An 18,156-nucleotide genomic window follows, 5' to 3' on the forward strand; every position below is an offset into this window, starting at 1 on the left:
ATATTACAACTCCCCTCATTCAATTACTAGTAAATTTGAGCTTATATGAAAATCAGCTGTCGTATGTCGTTTTACATCTTCTACAGTATATGGACTCATTAATTCTTGTAAGACAAGTCCTCTTTGGGTCACTTCCATGACAGCCATGTCTGTAATAATTAAATCTACACATTTTTTCGAAGTTAATGGCAATGTACATTCCGAAACAATCTTTGCATTTCCGTATTTATCAACATGATTCATCACAACAACGACCCGCTTCGCTTTTTGCGCTAAATCCATCGCTCCTCCAATACCTGGAACGCGTTTTCCTGGTACAATCCAGTTCGCTAAATCACCATTTTCACTTACTTGTAACGAACCAAGTATCGTAACATCAAGTAATCCTTTTCGAATCATGCCAAACGCCATGCAGCTATCAAAATAACTCGCTCCTGTAATAAGAGATGTTGGTAAACCAGCTGCGTTACATAAATTCTCATCTTCATTCCCTTTACTTGGCGTTGGTCCCATACCAACAATACCGTTTTCCGCATGAAACATAACATTCATATCTTCTGGCAAATGATTCGGTACAAGCGATGGAATTCCAATACCTAAATTTACAAGCATACCATTCTGAATTTCTTTCGCTGCACGTCTTGCAATCTTATCTCTTACTTCTACGCCCATACCCATTTCCAATTCACTCCTTCCGATGGCACGATATAATTTACAAATACACCTGGGACGACAATTTCTTCTGGATCTAAACTTCCAAGTGGAACAATTTCTTCTGCTTCTACAATCGTTATGTCACCAGCCATAGCTACGTGTGGATTCATATTACGAGCGCTTTTATCAAATACAAGATTGCCAAACGGATCCGCTTTTTTCGCATATACAATTGCGACTTCAGCCGTTAAAGCTGTTTCAACTAAATATGTCTTTCCATTCATTTCAACTGTGCGCTTTCCTTCTTCTACAATCGTATCAACACCAACGTCAACTAAAATACCACCAAGCCCTACACCACCAGCGCGAATACGCTCTGCGAGTGTTCCTTGCGGAGAGAATTCAATTTGCAATCTTCCTTCATTTAATTGTCTTCCCGCATTTGGATTTGACCCAATATGAGAAGTAACTAAAGATTTAACCCTTTCATTCGTAACAAGACGACCGATTCCTACATCAGGAAATCCAGTATCATTTCCTATTAAATTTAAATTTGTAATGCCTTTATCTAAAACAGCTTGAATTAAAGATGGAGGGGATCCGATTCCTCCAAATCCCCCAAACATTAATGTCATATCATCATGGAACAAAGAAATTACTTCCTCTATTTCTTTTAATTTACCGAATGTATTTGTAATAGTTGTCATGCGATACTATGCCCTCCTTTTTGCATCATCTCTTCCACGCTCTTTACAAAAATTGAAAGTAATTCATCTAACTCGGAATATGTAGTTGTCATTGGTGGTGCAACAAGCAGTGCACTATCCTCTTTTCCTGCTTGCCCTGAAACAGCTTGGTATAAGAGCAGTCCATTTTTAGCAGCAACTGAAATAAGCTCTGATGCCTTTGTAAACGGTTGCAATTCTATTCCAATTAGCAACCCTTTTCCACGCACATCGGCAATGATTGTCGATTGTTGTTGAACTTTCTGCAAACCTTTTAATAAATACTCTCCCTTTTCTGCTGTTTTTTCAGGTAAATTATGTTTCTCCATATATTCAATAACAGCTAAAGCCGTTGCTGCAGACAATGGATTTGCACTAAGCGTATGCCCGCTCATTACAGAACGTGATCCATGTAAAATCGGCTCCATTACACGGTCACTTACAATTGTCGCTGCCATTGGTGTATAACCCGCTCCTAGCCCCTTACCAAGCGTCATAATATCCGGTTCTACACCCCAGTGCTCCATAGCAAACCATGCACCAGTACGACCAAGTCCAGTCATTACTTCATCCGCAATAAATAATATATCGTAATGACTACAAATATCTTTAATTACTTTATAGTATTCTTTCGGGGGGACAACCGCGCCTCCAGCAGCTCCGATAATCGGTTCAGCAATAAAAGCTGCAATATGCTCTGCACCAATTCGATCAATCGCTCTTTCTAGTTCGGTCGCACAAGAAAGTTGACATGTTGGATATACCTTTTGTACAGGACATCTGAAACAATATGGCGCTGGAATAGTCGGATAATCTTCCAAAATAGAAACGAAACGTTGTCTGCGCAGTGGATGCCCAGACATAGATAAAGCTCCCATTGTAATCCCGTGATAGCTCATCCACCGTGACAAAATTTTATGTTTCCCTTGAATGCCACGCTCCTGAAAATGCTGAATTGCGATTTTCATAGCTGTTTCATTTGCTTCTGTACCACTATTCACAAAAAAGCTCCAGTTCAAATCTCCTACACATAAATCACTTAACTTCTTTGCTAATTTTTCAGCTGGTTCACTCGTAAACTGTGATCTATAAACGAAAGCAATCTCCTCTGCCTGTTTTTTAATAACTTCCGCAATCTCTGCTACGCCATGTCCAATACCTGCCGTAATCGCTCCAGACGAACCATCAAAATATTTATTTCCGTTTTGATCATATAAATAAACACCTTTTCCATGTGAAATCATCGGATACGGCTGACCAACAAGTGGTTTAATTAAGTAATCGCGCATAGCGCTCCCCCATTTCTCCAATTTGTATATGTATATGAAGAAAATTGACGTTTCTTTCATAAAAAAGAATCCTCTGCGAAAGCAGTGAATTTATCAAAAAACTATTATAAAATATACAAATGAGTGCTAAATATTAATTATAAAACAGAAAATTCAGAATCAAACATGAAGACCAACCCTTATCTCTACGCTTAAATACCCCTTCCTAATTTAAGATAACAATAAATCGAATGTTTTTTTAACATAATATCAGCTTCCCTAAATTGCTGACATTGTGTAAACTTCGACGGAACTCCCGTTATTCTCCTTCCTATTATCCTACTTTACATTGCATATTTTCAAACAAAATTCGACATTTTACTTCGCCATATTTATCGTAATTATTACTTAACAAATAGTATCACCTGTTTAGAACAATAAAAAAAGAACCGATTAACCATATTAATCAGTTCGGCACGACGCTCTTTTTATCGGTATTACCTTATCCAACGCATCACTAAAATTAATAGAAATACTCATAATGCAAATCCATAATTCGTCCCACAGCCTATTGCACCAAATCCTCCATAACTTCATTCCCAATAACTATTGGGATATCCCCATCCCAATGGTTCCACTCCTTCCATCAAAGTCAAACTACCTTTCCTTTATAATTTATGTAGGACAATTATCGATTTGTATGTGTGTTTGCCTATAAATAAAAAAATCCCCATTTTAACTTTTCCTTCTAGAAAGGCAAGTTTTTTGCATAACCTCTTTCTAGCTTCGCATATATTTGTAATGATGATAAAGGAGGAATATTCATGACTCAATCCGAAATTGAAAAATATGGACAAGAAGCTGCACGTTACGAACAGCTCGCTCGTTACTATCAATATAGCAATCCTAAAAGATATGTAGAACTCTATATGAAATACCATGATGCAATTACAAAACTTGTACAAGCATATGAAAAGAGAGATTCACAAGAAGCAACTTTACCGTCACATATGAGAATTTTTCACACAGCTCCCCATACACCAGCAGTTGATATTATAATAAACGGGCAAAAGGTTATTAAAAATATTTCCTTTAAACAATTCAGTCCTTATTTATCATTAGTACAAGGTAAATACCGTATTGATATTGTCCCTGTCGGAAGCGAAACTCCAATATTCTCAGCATTAGTACCAATAATGGGGAATCACGCTTATACCCTTGCAGCGGTCAATAGCGATAATCATCTCCAATTACAACCTATTCTTGATAATACTCATTTACCATCTGGTCAAGCAAAAATACGGTTTGCACATTTTTCACCAGACACTCCAGTAGTAAATGTAAATTTAAAAGATGGGGATCATTTATTTGAAAATGTACTCTTTAAACAAATAACAGATTTTTTACAAGTTAGCCCTGGTACAGCAGATATTGAAGTTTCACTTGCGGATACAAAAAAAGTACTATTAACCATTCCGAAATTCAACGTTAAACCAAATACAATTTACACAATTTCAATGGTAGGTTATTCAACTGAGGATCCAAAATTAGAGACCGTTATACTTACAAATTAAAACAGTCTACACCATTCGTATGGTGTAGACTGTTTACTTGTGAAACGTAATTTGAAATTCTGTCCAATCGTTATTCGAACGACACAATATGGATCCATTATGTTTTTCTACAATTTGTTTACATACAAATAATCCGATACCAGTTCCTAGCTTTTTAGTAGTTACAAATGGCTCAAAAATAGTCTCTACATTTTCTGCTGGAATCATAGGTCCATTATTTTTTATAACAATGCGCACAGCCTGATTCTCTTCAAATACATCAATGATAATTTTCCGCTCTTCTTTCACCGATTCAAGAGCATCAATCGAATTCATTAAAATATTTAAAACTACTTGCCTCACTTCACTCCGGTAACCAACGAGTGGAATAGGATACGGCAAATTCTTTTCAATCAAAACATTTGCATTAACTAAACTTGGATATAAGAATTGTATAGTATCTTGAAATAAGTCATTTAGCCAAAAACGTTCCGATTCATTCCACATTTCTTTTTTCGATACAAGTAAAAATTGCGAAATCCTAAAATTCAATTGATCTAATTCATGTGAAATAATATCTAAATACGATAGATTAGGATGGTCTGTCTTCAATAGCTTGACAAATCCCATAATCGAAGTTAGCGGATTACGAAATTCATGCACAAAACTAGCCGACATTTGCCCTAGAATCGTAAGCCTTTCTTTATGTGTTTCATTTATATATTGCTGTTTTTCTTCTAAATTCCTCGATATAATTTCTGAGTATTTTAAAACGGTATAATAAATTAATTTGTCAAAACAAGTATGTATTTTGGCCATAATCGGTTTCAGTTCACGGGCGCTTACATCCAATTCGCACATTGCTTCAAAAAGTTCATTTCTTCCCACATTTGCATTGTAAACAAAATCTCCAATATTCGCATCTGCACCTGCACGTTCAATAGCCATTTTCTCACATAATGGCTGAAGATAATTAATGTCTTTATCTTCCATAATAAGTTCGATAATTAACTCTAATAAATTTTCTCCATTTTGAACAACTTCTTGTTTAAATGGATCTTTTTCGGAAATTATCATTTTGTTTTTCCAGTTCTCTACGAATTGGTGCCTGTTGTTTTTCAAGTGCGAACAAAATACTTCTTTAATATCCTTATCGATTGGAAAAACCTCCATTCCCTCCATTTCCATACGACGAATACCCTTTATATTTTGAATATTAACACAAAAAATACATTTCGTTAATAGATTTTTGTCACATTTTGTTAATTTCTGTTGATAAAATTTATTTTTCCTTTCTTATTTAAATAAGTTGTATTCATATATCCCTTTTCCCTTCTCATTTTTTAAATTATTTTCCTGTTCAAAACTACTTTTTTTGCATCCTTTTTAATTCTTGCGTACAATAAGAAGTGAAAGGTGTGAAAAATATGGTAAATAAAAATGTGGAAGACTATCTCCAAGAAGGCATATATGGCCAAAAGCAAAACAAACCAGAAGAACGTAATATGTACTTAACTACATTACGTGAGCGTGTAGAAATCGCTTTAACCATCGGTCAAGTAATGCAAAGTAATGTGTATACAGAAGTAACAGGTAGCATGCGTTCTTCTCAATCATTACAACTATTCCTAAATGGTAGCATTGCTTACCCACATTTATCAAAATACATTAAATTAGCAAATGAAAAAAATGTTCCTTTTACAATTGTTCAAAATAAAGGCACAGAGACACCAATCGGTTTAGTACTATCTCATAGCACTGCTGTAGATAAAGAACACATTTATGCCGAAGATGATATTTTCAAACAAGAAATGAAGTAAAATAAAAGGTACACTTGATTAAAAAAGTGTACTTTTTATTTTTTAATACATATTAATTTCATTTCTGTCATTTCTTCTATTGCATATTTAATCCCTTCACGGCCTGTGCCACTCTCTTTTACACCACCATAAGGCATATGATCTACCCTGAACGTTGGAATGTCATTAATCATGACACCACCGACTTCTAATTCATCAATTGCACGCATTGCTTTACATAGATTGTTTGTAAATACACCTGCTTGTAATCCATAACGTGAATTATTTACTTGTTCTAAAGCCTCATCAAATTCTTTAAATGTATTTACAGTCATAAGTGGACCGAATACTTCTTGGCACTGAACAGATACATCCTCTGGAACATTTGTTAATACAGTGGGTTCAAAAATCCTTGCATCACGTTTGTTACCACCGTATACAACATTTGCTCCTTCCTTAACTGCCTCTTCCACCCATGAATTTATACGTTCTACATCGTTTTTTGAAATAAGTGCCGATACATCTGTTTCTTCATGAAGCGGGTCTCCTACTACAACGCTTTCCATTGCTTTCGTTAATTTTGTAATAAACTCCTCCATTTTGCATTCATGCACAAAAACACGTTGTATTGAAATACAAACTTGTCCATTATTCACAAACGCGCCCCATTTTACACGTTCAATTATTTCGTCTGTCAATTCAACATCTTCATTAATAATTACAGCAGCGTTCGATCCTAATTCTAACGTCACTCGTTTCAATCCAGCTTTTTCCTTAATTCCAATACCTACTTTCGGACTTCCTGTAAAAGTAATACTAGCAACGTTCTCATCTTTTACTAATGCCTCACCTACAACAGATCCAGGTCCAGAAATTATATTGAAAGCTCCCTTTGGTAAACCAGCTTCTTCAAATAATTCTACCAATGCATACGACGAAAGTGGCGTTTGGTCTGCTGGCTTTAGCACAATAGTATTTCCAGCCGCAATTGCTGGACCCACTTTATGTGCTACTAAATTAAGTGGAAAATTAAACGGTGTAATAGCACCAATAACCCCTATTGGTTGTCGAATTGTATACGCTATACGGCCCTCTGCTCCTGGCGCCGCATCTAATGGTAACGTCTCACCATATATTCGCTTCGCTTCTTCAGCTGCAAACTTATATGTTTGAACAGTGCGATCTACTTCTCCCCGTGCAGCACGAATTGGTTTTGCAGCTTCTTTTGCGATAATCTCTGCAAACTCTTCTCTTCTCTCATCCATTTTTCGTGCAACCTTTTCTAAAATAGTTGCACGGTCGTATGCAGATAATTTTTTCATTTCTTTCATTGCATTTTTAGCCGCAACTACTGCTTCCTTAACGTCATCTTCTGTACCTTGCGCAATCTCCGCTAATGTTTCTTCAGAATATGGTGCATACAATGGTTTATACGTCCCTACTGATTTCCATACCCCATTTATATATAAATGCTTTTTCATAGTGGTTCTCCTTCCGAATATATGTATACAATAATACGTTGTATTTATTTCACCTGGTGAAAGGTCTGACTTATGTAATTGTATCATAGCCCTAATACATCAAAAAACATTTTGCTCAAAAAAACTCTGCTACAAAGCAGAGTTTACGAACTAATTTGTTCTTGGAGCGAAATCTTTTTTTCATCTCCTACAATAACAATTGATTCTGAAGGTTTCGTTACTTCTAACCTCTTAATATAGTGTCCGTCTAATTTTTTCACGCAAAATTTATAATTTTCAATTTCAATGGTATCGCCTTCGGAAATCTCAATATTTTTTGTTAGAATCCAACCGCCAATCGTATCGACATCATCGTCATCAATAGTCAAACCTAATAATGCGTTCACTTCACTAACAAGTACTTTTCCCTCTAAAATCGTTTTCGTCTCACTAACTTGTTGGATCTCCGGTTGTTCATCAGTATCGAACTCATCTTGAATATCCCCTACAATTTCTTCTAAAATATCTTCAACGGTTACAAGACCTGATGTACCACCATATTCATCAATTAATATAGCGATATGTGTCCTTTCTCTTTGCATTTTTAAAAATAGATCATGAATTGGGATAGATTCAATAACTAAAATAATTGGCCTAATATATTGCTCCACTGTCTTTTCACTAACAACTCGATGCTTCACAAAATCTGTAAATATATCTTTAAAATTCACAAAGCCTATTACATGGTCCTTATCACCATCAACAACCGGATACCTCGTATATTTTTCATGAGACATTTTTTGTAAAGCCTCTTCAGCAGGCATTTCTTTATTTAAAATATTCATCTCTGTTCTTGGTACCATTATTTCTTTCGCAATACGATCATCAAATTCAAATATTTTATTCACATACTTATATTCAGATTGATTAATCTCACCATTTTTATAACTTTCTGAAACTAACAACCGCAATTCTTCTTCTGAATGCACTTCATCATGCCCTTTTGGTGGTTTCAACCCAAAAAACTTTGTAATTAACCGAGCTGATCCATTTAAAATCCAAATGAATGGGAATGCAATACGATAAAACAAAATGAGTGGCTTAGCAACAAAGAAACTCACTTGTTCTGCTTTTTGAATCGCAAATGTTTTTGGAGCTAACTCTCCTACTACCACATGGAAAAATGTGATAAACAAAAATACCAAAATTATAGCGAAAATGTCTGCGAGTTGAGTAGGGACGTTCCAATTTGCAAACAACACATCAAACATGTGCTTTAGCGCAGGTTTACCAGACCACCCAATCCCAAGAGCTGTAACAGTTATTCCTAATTGACAAGCCGATAAATATTCGTCTAAGTTTGTAATGATTGTTTTGACAGATAGTGCACGATTATTTCCTTCTGCAATTAAATAGTCAATTCGTGAACTCCTCACTTTAACAATTGCAAATTCTGCTGCCACGAAAAATGCCGTTAAGGCAATTAAAACAATCACTATACTTATACTATATATGTCCAAATACTTTTCCTTACTTACAGTGTAAGCAAGGAAGCCACCTCCTACTTAAATTTATTCAAGTGAAGTAAGCATTCTTATACTCTAATAAAATTCTACATTAGTAACCACCTTTTTATATATTATATGCATACATAAAAAAGATATTTATAATTATGATAATCTAATTAGCTTATTATCGTCAAACTATAATAATCCCAATTTTCCGATAACTGAAAATGATTTATATAAATCGTATGCGCTAAACAGCTGAACTTCGTGAAAAAACACTTTCTTTGCCGATTCCACACTTCTTTTGTCACACCTGAAGGGAACTTGCTACATAACTAGAAATCATTCAACAGGATATATATAGGAGGGATTATTTTGGAATATAAAACACCATTTATCGCAAAAAAATTAGGTGTTAGCCCAAAGGCTGTTGTCCGGATTGCACAACAATTAAATCTTACGATTAAAAAAAATAAATATGGTCATTTTATTTTTACACAAGGTGATTTAGATCTAATGTTAGAATACCATCGTTCTCAAATGGACCAGCCTCAAAACTCTCAAACTACTCAAAAAACATCTTCAAATGATGTAGAAAAATTAAAAACTCAAGTAAACACAATTGTTCAAAATACATCATCGAATGATTTTAAACAATTAACAGCTCAATTAACCACAATTACAAGAAGACTAGATCGAATGGAAGAACAAATACAAGATAAAGCAAATGATGTCGTTACATACCAACTTTTACAACATCGCCGCGAAATGGAGGAAATGTTAGAACGAATTCAAAAACTAGAAGCTGCCCTAAAAAAAGAAGAACCAATATACATTACTCCTGATGCAAAACCAACATATGAAAGAGAAAAGAAACCGAAGCGTCGTAAAATAATTTTTAGTATATTTGGACTATAACCTTTTAGACCCTTATTACAAAAATAAGGGTCTACTTTTTCGTATGAAGAAAGATGACTGTAATATGACACCCTTCTTCATACTATACATATTCATATATTTTCATTTTGTTAACATAATATTTTTACTGTATTCTGCAATAAGTACCTGCGCATGAGCATTCCCTTGAATAATATCACGGAATTCTTTCAAAGAATACAGATGTGTAGCCCCTTTTCGAGCATGAATCCGCACTGGTACACCTTGTAAAGTATCATGAAACTGGAATGGACTATCTATCGGTTCAATTGGAAAACCAAGTGTAAGTAAATACATATACATTCTTTTTGTAATTGCTGCAATATACCATTCCGCTTTCGTCTCTAACGCATGCATAAATAAAATAGCTGCCAGCCTTTTGAAATGTCCTCTCCCCCGAGACGTTTTCGCAATACTTAACTTTCCTATTTCATACACATTTTTCAAATCTTTCACTAAATCATTTTTAGAAAACGGATAGAAAAACTCAGAATTTGATTGTTCAGGTACTGTAAACTTAATACATTCTACTGTACCAATATGATGTTCATCTTCTATTAATAAAAATCGTGATGGATTTAAACTACGTTCTACAAACATTAAATTTCTTTCTTCACAAAAATCTCCCCACAGTTGCTCGAACCAAAAATGTTCTTCCTTTGTTTGAACACGCTGGAACATATTTACCCGCCTTTCCCATCGCCGTTCTGCTTTTGATAACGCTTTCACTTACTATCATATAAGAACAAATCTTCGCATGCAACTAAAAATATTTATGTCTTATTATATTCTGTAAATCGAATTAAATTCCTATTTCACACTCTTTTCCCCCGCATGTACCATTTCTTACGTTCTTATACAATCATACATACAAAGAAAGTTAATTGCTCTAATGAAAAATGTTTATCCTTTCAAGTTCGACCAACGTTATGCTTCTTTCCTTATGGCATATAATTCTTCTTAACCTAAAGAAATCCTTCATTAAAAAGGATTTCTTTTACATTTTATTACTTTTTAACCATTTCTCAAAAATTTGAATCATCCCATGCTTCCCAGCCAACTTCTCTTCTCCTTGTTTCGTTTTATATGGATATAGTTGTAAAAACACTCCACAACCAGATTCAATTTTTTTACTATGCATATGGCTACCTGGATATACACAAATCACTTCATAAATCGCTCTTCGCTTAAAAATTCGTTTACCATTCTGCTCTTCTACATACTTAATGGACCAGTATTTATACATTTGCTCAGTTGCTTTCGTATTACCGACAGGCTGAAAAATATTGTACATAGGGCTGTATTTCACTTCGATAATAATAGAAGATTTATATACATACTTTTCTTCTTCCTTTACATAACAATCTAAACGAATATCCGGCTTCTTTGTGTCCTCTCCGTTATAAAAATTACTTCCTTTGCTTAGTGCGATAAGAGGGTGTGTTTCAATTAAATCATTAAACGCGACATGCACTTTTATATCATCTCGATGTAATATCACTGTCGTTCCATCTTGTAATCCGTCTAAATAAAAATGTTCTTGTATTTGTTCACGGATAGGATTCTTATCTTCAAATCCGATTTGTTCTAATATAGAAATAACGATAAAAAAAGCGTAATACTCATACACTAAAAACGTTGGTTTATATACGAATAATAAAGATGGCGGTTGCTCTGTATGTTGCGGTAACAATTCTAAATGGTGGATTAATTGTTGATGCGGTATAGATAAAGTGTTCGAATTAATGGTAGCTGTTTCAGAAACTTCCCTCCAAAATGGAGAATACAATAAATTTCGAAAGTATTGCACGCTTTCATATACGATATGAGCTAATATTTTATATTCTTGTATTTTCACAGAACTTTTCCGTAAATCTGCTTCTTTCAGTAAATGTAAATTTCTATATTTTTGTTTTTCCCTATCCGTCACGGATCCATTTCGTTCAATCGTTTTCATAATTGTTTTAACAGCCTGAAATTCATCTGACTTTTTCTTCTTTTCTCCTTCTAGTATTTCAATAGTTTTGCGTACAAAACTTTCTGCTTCAAGTAAATAATAATAGAATTGCATCGTTTTAAATTTAAGAAATGCATTTTCAATACTATTTTTTTTCTCCTTAAATTTACGGTTGTAATATTTCGCATAAAGCTTTCTTTCTGTCATAATGGCCGTTTTTCTCGTTGTCTTCCGCTCTTTCGTTTCCCATTCATATTCGTGTACAAATTCCGCATTCGATTCTACTTTCTTAAAAATTTGTTTTATTCTTTTCATTTTTTGTGGCAACTTTCTTAACAATACCAAATAAGAAGAATCTTCAATATCGCTAAGTGCTGAGAAAGTTTTCTTGTAATAACCTCTATCTAAAATTAACTCGTTTAAAATTGACTTCACATAATCTTGAATCATTTCAAATTGGTCATCAAAAAAGTTTTTAGGAACAACTTGAAACGCACCATAATAAGTTTTATCTTCTATACGCACTTCAAAATGGTATAAGCCACAGCGCCACGGATAAAAAAATTCAGTTTTTCCATGTTCATACACTAATACTCTTTGTTTTTTTTCATTTAATTCATATTGTGACTCTTTTATATTCTTTTGTCCCTCATATACTTTATTCCATATGAATGTAATATCCATTGGATTTTGATAATGGAAATGCAATTTCAGTGGTTTTAATTCCTGTACTTTATAAATACATTGAACTAGTGCTGTAGTAGACGTACAAAGCCGGTTTAAAAGGATAAAATCGCCTTTCCCCTCAGTACCAATAATTAGCTTCAATACAAACGGGAGCGTTTCTTTCGTATCGACGATTGCTGTTTCATAACGCTCCTCATTTTGCATAGCCATACAGCTCCAGTTCTCTACGCTTTTGTCTTATATAAGCTAAAGAATGTTCAAATGTAGATACACGATTTGCAAGCGGAGACTGTAAAAGTGGTATCAATATCGCTCCCCTTTTTGCTTCTTCAGAAAGTAGAGAGCCCACTGTCATTTCTGTCCCCCTTAATTTCGTTAATACACGTTGCTTTATTTGCAAATCAAAACCTTCTTCCCTGCTAATCATATAGGATTGATTATTTTGGAACGGTATATTTTGCAAATACGTAGCGATTGCGCTTGCACATCGGAAAGAAATTCCTTTTGATATATCGTGTGATGATAATACATCATGTAACTTATCCAATAACTCTAATTCCTCTTCAGTAAACACTTCGATCATCTCTTTATTCCTAAACCAATTGAGTCGAAATTCTCCCGTTGTTACTTTCAGCGGGGGTTGCTGAACAACTTTCTCATGTTCTATACTCATCTCGCAAAACGGAATTTTTTGTAATGTAATCAAATTTGTTCGATCTAATAATCGATCGGAAAGCTCTTTCGTCGTTTCATCAAAATTTACAGTGCCTACGAAAATAATATTCTCACCAATTTCCACTGAAGGTGGAATTTGATTTTCTATTTCTTGTACTTTCTCATACAAACTCAAAATACGATTTTTCTTTTCAAGTTGAAGAACAGATAGAAACGGAGTAAACCAATGCTCAATATGTGACATGTTCATTTCATCGAATACAATTATATACAATTGATTTGGGTTTTCTTTAGCCTTTAACAATGTCCGAACTAACTTCGTTTCACTTTCAATAAAATTACCATTCGGATGAAGGTAACCGAGAATATCATGTGGTTCTTGATACGATGGTGAAATCGGAATCCAAATTAATTCTTCACCATAACGTAACCCAAGTGCTTCTGCATAAGCTTGCACAAAGCGTGATTTCCCAACACCTGGTATACCACCAACAATTGTTAACATATTGGTTTTAATACTAATGTGAAAATTATATATATCTGTATCATCCAAATATAGCCCTTTATTACGAACCATACTTTGTACATACTGCAAAAAAGAGGATTCACGCTCATCCCATTCCCAGTCCTCCTTTTGCATTTTAATATCTTCTACTTCAACTAACTTACCTTCTTCAGCAATTCGTTTATTTAGTTGGTCATACACATTTTCACTTACAAAATATAAATGATCATCTACTGCTATTTCTACATGTTTCATCCAATCGTTTATTTCAATATATTTGCATTCTTTTCTTTGCTCAAAATATGAAATTGAACTTATTGATGGTTTTAACGATAAATTTCCATATAGTCTTCCTTCATGCCACAATAATTCTGGAGGCTCAAAGTCTTTTGGTAATTTAGGCATAAGAAATGATAAGTAACCGTTGCTTAACTTCCGTTCCAAAGACGCTCTCTTTTTATGATTTGAGACCTTTGGTGAAGGAATCACTTTATATGAAGATGCTATTTCCCGAGGCTCTTCTGTGCATATTAATTCCAGTAATAAATTTCCACGATCATAATAAAGACGAAACATAACCAGTTGCTTTTCTAATTTACGCTTCTTTAAATCAGTAAAGATTTTTTCATTCTTTTTATTACTGCATAATCCTTCAAACAAATATTTTCCAGTCGGAAATAACTCTTGTAAAGTTAAAGGTATTGGAGAAAGGCATTGTACAAAGAAATTTTCTCCATTCTTCTCTCCTTCAGCTTTTGCAAACCTCCCAATAAACCTCATATAATACATTCGCTTTATAAAACTTGGATGAAGAGCTTTATGTAATTTCAACGTCGTCACCTTCTTTTTTTTCATACTATTCTTAGTGTATGAACTACAATCTAAAACTAGAAATAAAAAACCTGACGTCATCCGTCAGGTTCAAAATTAAAACGTATATTAATGAGAAGGAAATGCTTTTTTTTCTTGTAAAATGGCATTATGAGCGATTTTCATTTTAGCAAGTACGTACCGCAATCGATCTTCGGCATTTTCATCTTTATTTTGCTGCAAACTCGCCAAATTCTCTACAGAACTCGCTAAATTTTCAATCACGCCTCGAAGTTCAGGATGATGATTAAAAAAAGATTCTTGTACTAATACTTTCCTTAAATCACTAGCTAAATCCATAATTCTAGACAACTGTTCTTTTTCTTCCATTTTCATCCCTCCTGAATATCTTATGTATTAAATATTCTCTAGGCAAGGAAAAAAGCCCTTTAAATTAAAAGGACTTTTACATTTTTATAGTTCCTGTCAATAACATATAAAGTGATGTGATAGCTGCAATAACAATTGCACACATCACATATCTTTCTATACCTACAAAACAACGATTCCCTTTTTCTTTTCTTGCAAACACGTACACGATAATCCCGATTCCATATACAATTGAAACAAGTAATAAATTCTTTAAACCAGCTGCATAAATTAACCATACAGAGTATAGGGAAGCAATTAATGCTAACAATCCATTTTTTACTCTCGCAACTTTTAGCTCTTTCGTGATGACTAATTTCAATTGAAATAGCGCTGATAATAAATACGGTAATAAAATTGATGTTGACGCAATAAAATACATAATTTGATATGTCGATTGTGAAAACAGAACGATTATAAATATAATTTGGGCAACGATATTTGAAATCCATAATGCCATATGCGGCGTTTGCTTCTTATTTGTTTTCGTAAAGACTTTCGGAAATACTCCATCTTTTCCTGCTACATGAGAGATTTCAGAAACAAGTAAAAACCAGCCAATTAACGTACCTATTAGTGAAGCAACTAAACCGATGTTAATCGCAACTGCCCCCCATGGTCCAACAACATGTTCTAATACATGTCCCATTGAAGGAGTTTCTAAAACCGAAAGTTCATTTCTCGTCATAGCTCCCATTGACAGAACTGAAATTAAAATATAAATAGACATAACTAAAATTAACCCAAGTACTGTCGCTTTTCCAACGTCTCTGCTATTTTTAGCTCTTCCTGATAATACAACTGCTCCTTCAACCCCAATGAACACCCAGAGAGTTACAAGCATTGTATTTTTCACTTGACCTAGTACAGAGGAAACTGAGATTGTTCCTTCGCCCCAAAAGTCATGTGTAAATGTATCCCAGCGAAACGCCGTTACCATCACGACAATAAATAATAAGATCGGAACTAATTTCCCAATTGTTGCGATAACATTCATAATGGAAGCTTCACGAATTCCAAATAAAATAAGAAAATGAAGTGTCCATAATAAAAGAGAGGCACCAACGATAGACGCAATATTATTTCCTCCTTTAAAAATCGGGAAGAAATAACCTAATGTGCTAAACAACAACATAATTGTTGCGACATTTCCTAAAATTCCTGCCAGCCAGTACCCCCACGCACTGTTAAAACCAATATATTCACCGAAACCAGCTCGTGCATAACTATAAATTCCGCCCTCAAGCTCCGGTTTTTGTCTTGCTAACGTTTGATATACGAGCGCAAGCGGAATCATTCCCATCGCTGTAATACACCAACCAATTATTGTTGCACCACTATTTGCTCCTACTGCTAAATCATGCGGTAAACTAAAAACACCGCCACCAACCATTGTTCCAACTACTAATGCGATTAACGGAAAAAACCCTAACTTCTTTTCTATTTGTACCACCCCATCTGTCATTCTAGGTGTTATGTTCGTTCAGCTATTAAAGTCACCTTTTCTCTAATAGACGTTTCTCTTATATTTTTTCAGGAAAACATTACTTATTCTAAAATAAAATGAAGAAAAATGGAATACTTTTTTGAAAAAATGTATAAGTATGCACAAAATAACCGTTCATTTTGTAATGAACGGTTATTTCAAACATATAAAGTTGTATATTTCTTGTAAAATTAACGAAGTAACTTCTCTTTTTGTAAAAATTGTTTTGCTACTTCTTCACTACTTTTCCCATTCACATTTACTTCGTAATTCATTTTCCGCATTTCTTCATCTGTAATCTTTCCAGATAATTTATTCAATGTTTTTTCAAGCTCAGGATATTTCTGTAACGTCTCTTTTCTTAATAATGGCGCTCCTTGATAAGGAGGGAATAGTCCTTTATCATCTTTTAGCACTTTAAGTCCATATTGCTCAAGTTCACTATCTGTTGAATATGCATCGATTACGTTAACATCCCCCGATTGAATTGCGCTATAGCGTAGTTTCGGTTCCATCGTTTTAACATTTAAAAACTTATAGTTATATAATTTTTGCATACCTTTATAACCATCTTCACGATCAGCAAATTCTAATGTAAATCCTACCTTAGCTTCCTGTGCAATATTTCCTAAATCAGAAATTGTATTTATATTATTTTGATCTGCTATTTTTTTTGGCATAGCTAGTGCGTATGTATTGTTATACTCCATTGGCTTTAACATAACCATATTATATTTCTTTTCCATTCCCATACGAGCTTGCTCATATACTTCATCACGATTTGTACTTTTCGGTTCTTCTTTCACGAAAGTAGATAAAGCTGTTCCTGAAAATTCTGGGTATATATCTACTTCACCTGATTTTAACGATTCAAATACAAATGCTGTTTTCCCAAGGCCCGGCTTTAATTCTACTTGTAAATCTGTATCCTGTTCAATAAGTTGCTTGTACATTTGAATTAAAATTTCTGGTTCAGATCCAAGTTTGCCAGCAATAACTATGTCTTTCTTTTGTGTATTCCAAAGAAATGGCGAAGCGATCATTACGACAACTATACATATCGTTAATATAACGCGCTTGTATGAGCGTTTTGGCCTCTCAAGCATGCGAAGTACTATATCAAAGAATAAAGCGAGTAACGCAGCTGGTACGGCCCCTAAAATGATAAGCGCATGATCATTCCGATCGATACCGAGTAATATGAGCTTACCGAGTCCACCAGCGCCTATTAAAGCAGCTAATGTAGCCGTTCCAACAATTAATACCATCGCTGTACGAATACCAGCCATAATAATTGGCAATGCGAGAGGAAGCTCTACCTTCCATAATCTTCTCCAGCTATTCATTCCCATAGCTCTCGCCGCTTCTATAAGTGATTCATCTAATTCCCGTATTCCTGTATACGTATTTCGCAAAATAGGTAATAGTGCATACACAACTAATGCGATAATGGCTGGAAGTTTTCCGATTCCTACTAATGGAATTAAAAGTCCAAGTAATGCAAGTGATGGCACAGTCTGCATAACAGCAGAAGTCCCTATTATAAATTCAGCCATCCGTTCTTTTCTCGTTAATAGAATGCCAAGAGGCACCGCAATAATTACTGCAAAAAATAATGAAATAAGCGATATTTGTAAATGCTCACTTAACGCACTTAGCAATTCTACTTTTCGTTCTTGAAACGTTTGAATAAAATCAGTCACT

Annotated in this window: 15 protein-coding genes; 3 read left to right on the forward strand and 12 right to left on the reverse strand. The window is 34.4% G+C overall.

Features of this window, described 5'->3' with window-relative positions:
* Positions 1-15: 15 nt before the first annotated feature.
* Genes MKX77_RS12920 through MKX77_RS12930 form a run of 3 tightly spaced genes read right to left on the reverse strand, consistent with a single transcriptional unit; the run spans position 16 to position 2,668 of the window.
* On the reverse strand, positions 16-678 hold the full coding sequence (locus MKX77_RS12920; protein ID WP_002127246.1) for a CoA transferase subunit B: 663 nt from the start codon (positions 676-678) through the stop codon (positions 16-18).
* A complete protein-coding gene (gene atoD / locus MKX77_RS12925; protein WP_002085805.1) occupies positions 663-1,361 on the reverse strand; it encodes an acetate CoA-transferase subunit alpha in 699 nt (232 codons plus the stop codon). The genes MKX77_RS12920 and atoD overlap by 16 nt, the downstream gene beginning before the upstream one ends.
* On the reverse strand, positions 1,358-2,668 hold the full coding sequence (locus MKX77_RS12930; protein WP_002136137.1) for an aspartate aminotransferase family protein: 1,311 nt from the start codon (positions 2,666-2,668) through the stop codon (positions 1,358-1,360). The genes atoD and MKX77_RS12930 overlap by 4 nt, the downstream gene beginning before the upstream one ends.
* An 803-nt stretch (positions 2,669-3,471) precedes the next feature.
* On the opposite strand from MKX77_RS12930, the gene MKX77_RS12935 reads away from it, so the two are divergent.
* Positions 3,472-4,221, forward strand: coding sequence for a DUF4397 domain-containing protein (locus MKX77_RS12935; protein WP_341306853.1), 750 nt, complete (start codon positions 3,472-3,474; stop codon positions 4,219-4,221).
* Between the two features lie 33 nt (positions 4,222-4,254).
* Here the strand turns inward: MKX77_RS12935 and MKX77_RS12940 are convergent, their stop codons facing one another.
* Positions 4,255-5,388, reverse strand: coding sequence for a BA2291 family sporulation histidine kinase (locus tag MKX77_RS12940; RefSeq protein WP_341306854.1), 1,134 nt, complete (start codon positions 5,386-5,388; stop codon positions 4,255-4,257).
* Positions 5,389-5,627: 239 nt separating this feature from the next.
* Between MKX77_RS12940 and MKX77_RS12945 the strand changes: the two genes are divergently transcribed.
* Positions 5,628-6,020, forward strand: a complete 393-nt coding sequence (locus tag MKX77_RS12945; protein WP_002157973.1) for a YueI family protein — start codon at positions 5,628-5,630, stop codon at positions 6,018-6,020.
* A gap of 35 nt (positions 6,021-6,055) precedes the next feature.
* Here the strand turns inward: MKX77_RS12945 and MKX77_RS12950 are convergent, their stop codons facing one another.
* Positions 6,056-7,480, reverse strand: a complete 1,425-nt coding sequence (locus tag MKX77_RS12950) for an aldehyde dehydrogenase family protein (RefSeq protein ID WP_215556243.1) — start codon at positions 7,478-7,480, stop codon at positions 6,056-6,058.
* Positions 7,481-7,623: 143 nt separating this feature from the next.
* Positions 7,624-8,979 carry a hemolysin family protein gene (locus MKX77_RS12955; RefSeq protein WP_215556242.1) on the reverse strand — a complete coding sequence of 452 codons (1,356 nt, stop codon included), beginning with the start codon at positions 8,977-8,979 and terminating at the stop codon, positions 7,624-7,626.
* Positions 8,980-9,342: 363 nt separating this feature from the next.
* On the opposite strand from MKX77_RS12955, the gene racA reads away from it, so the two are divergent.
* Positions 9,343-9,885: a chromosome-anchoring protein RacA gene (gene racA, locus MKX77_RS12960; protein ID WP_341306855.1), complete on the forward strand. Its 543-nt coding sequence runs from the start codon at positions 9,343-9,345 to the stop codon at positions 9,883-9,885.
* Between the two features lie 102 nt (positions 9,886-9,987).
* Here the strand turns inward: racA and MKX77_RS12965 are convergent, their stop codons facing one another.
* From MKX77_RS12965 to MKX77_RS12990, 6 genes are all read right to left on the reverse strand, one after another.
* Positions 9,988-10,584: a hypothetical protein gene (locus MKX77_RS12965; RefSeq protein WP_215556240.1), complete on the reverse strand. Its 597-nt coding sequence runs from the start codon at positions 10,582-10,584 to the stop codon at positions 9,988-9,990.
* A 316-nt stretch (positions 10,585-10,900) separates the two neighbouring features.
* Positions 10,901-12,751 carry a hypothetical protein gene (locus MKX77_RS12970; RefSeq protein ID WP_215556239.1) on the reverse strand — a complete coding sequence of 617 codons (1,851 nt, stop codon included), beginning with the start codon at positions 12,749-12,751 and terminating at the stop codon, positions 10,901-10,903.
* The gene (locus tag MKX77_RS12975) at positions 12,741-14,558 is read right to left on the reverse strand and encodes an AAA family ATPase (RefSeq protein ID WP_215556238.1); all 1,818 of its coding nucleotides are present in this window, start codon (positions 14,556-14,558) and stop codon (positions 12,741-12,743) included. The genes MKX77_RS12970 and MKX77_RS12975 overlap by 11 nt, the downstream gene beginning before the upstream one ends.
* A 108-nt stretch (positions 14,559-14,666) precedes the next feature.
* Positions 14,667-14,927, reverse strand: a complete 261-nt coding sequence (locus MKX77_RS12980) for a hypothetical protein (RefSeq protein ID WP_002085825.1) — start codon at positions 14,925-14,927, stop codon at positions 14,667-14,669.
* 76 nt (positions 14,928-15,003) lie between these two features.
* Entirely contained in the window at positions 15,004-16,431 is a 1,428-nt protein-coding gene (locus MKX77_RS12985) for a basic amino acid/polyamine antiporter (protein WP_341306856.1), read from the reverse strand.
* 212 nt (positions 16,432-16,643) lie between these two features.
* Positions 16,644-18,155, reverse strand: coding sequence for an ABC transporter permease/substrate-binding protein (locus tag MKX77_RS12990; RefSeq protein ID WP_341306857.1), 1,512 nt, complete (start codon positions 18,153-18,155; stop codon positions 16,644-16,646).
* Position 18,156 lies beyond the last annotated feature (1 nt).

It is taken from the genome of Bacillus sp. FSL R9-9410 (genome assembly GCF_038050385.1).
Lineage (GTDB): Bacteria > Bacillota > Bacilli > Bacillales > Bacillaceae_G > Bacillus_A > Bacillus_A cereus_U.

What these genes read in the sequence shown, in the direction of transcription:
- MKX77_RS12980 (WP_002085825.1), bottom strand. Translation starts at nt 14,927, where the DNA reads ATGGAAGAAAAAGAACAGTTGTCTAGAATTATGGATTTAGCTAGTGAT.
- MKX77_RS12930 (WP_002136137.1), bottom strand. Translation starts at nt 2,668, where the DNA reads ATGCGCGATTACTTAATTAAACCACTTGTTGGTCAGCCGTATCCGATG.
- MKX77_RS12965 (WP_215556240.1), bottom strand. Translation starts at nt 10,584, where the DNA reads ATGTTCCAGCGTGTTCAAACAAAGGAAGAACATTTTTGGTTCGAGCAA.
- MKX77_RS12920 (WP_002127246.1), bottom strand. Translation starts at nt 678, where the DNA reads ATGGGTATGGGCGTAGAAGTAAGAGATAAGATTGCAAGACGTGCAGCG.
- MKX77_RS12945 (WP_002157973.1), top strand. Translation starts at nt 5,628, where the DNA reads ATGGTAAATAAAAATGTGGAAGACTATCTCCAAGAAGGCATATATGGC.
- MKX77_RS12970 (WP_215556239.1), bottom strand. Translation starts at nt 12,751, where the DNA reads ATGCAAAATGAGGAGCGTTATGAAACAGCAATCGTCGATACGAAAGAA.
- MKX77_RS12935 (WP_341306853.1), top strand. Translation starts at nt 3,472, where the DNA reads ATGACTCAATCCGAAATTGAAAAATATGGACAAGAAGCTGCACGTTAC.
- MKX77_RS12940 (WP_341306854.1), bottom strand. Translation starts at nt 5,388, where the DNA reads ATGGAAATGGAGGGAATGGAGGTTTTTCCAATCGATAAGGATATTAAA.
- MKX77_RS12985 (WP_341306856.1), bottom strand. Translation starts at nt 16,431, where the DNA reads ATGACAGATGGGGTGGTACAAATAGAAAAGAAGTTAGGGTTTTTTCCG.
- atoD (WP_002085805.1), bottom strand. Translation starts at nt 1,361, where the DNA reads ATGACAACTATTACAAATACATTCGGTAAATTAAAAGAAATAGAGGAA.
- MKX77_RS12950 (WP_215556243.1), bottom strand. Translation starts at nt 7,480, where the DNA reads ATGAAAAAGCATTTATATATAAATGGGGTATGGAAATCAGTAGGGACG.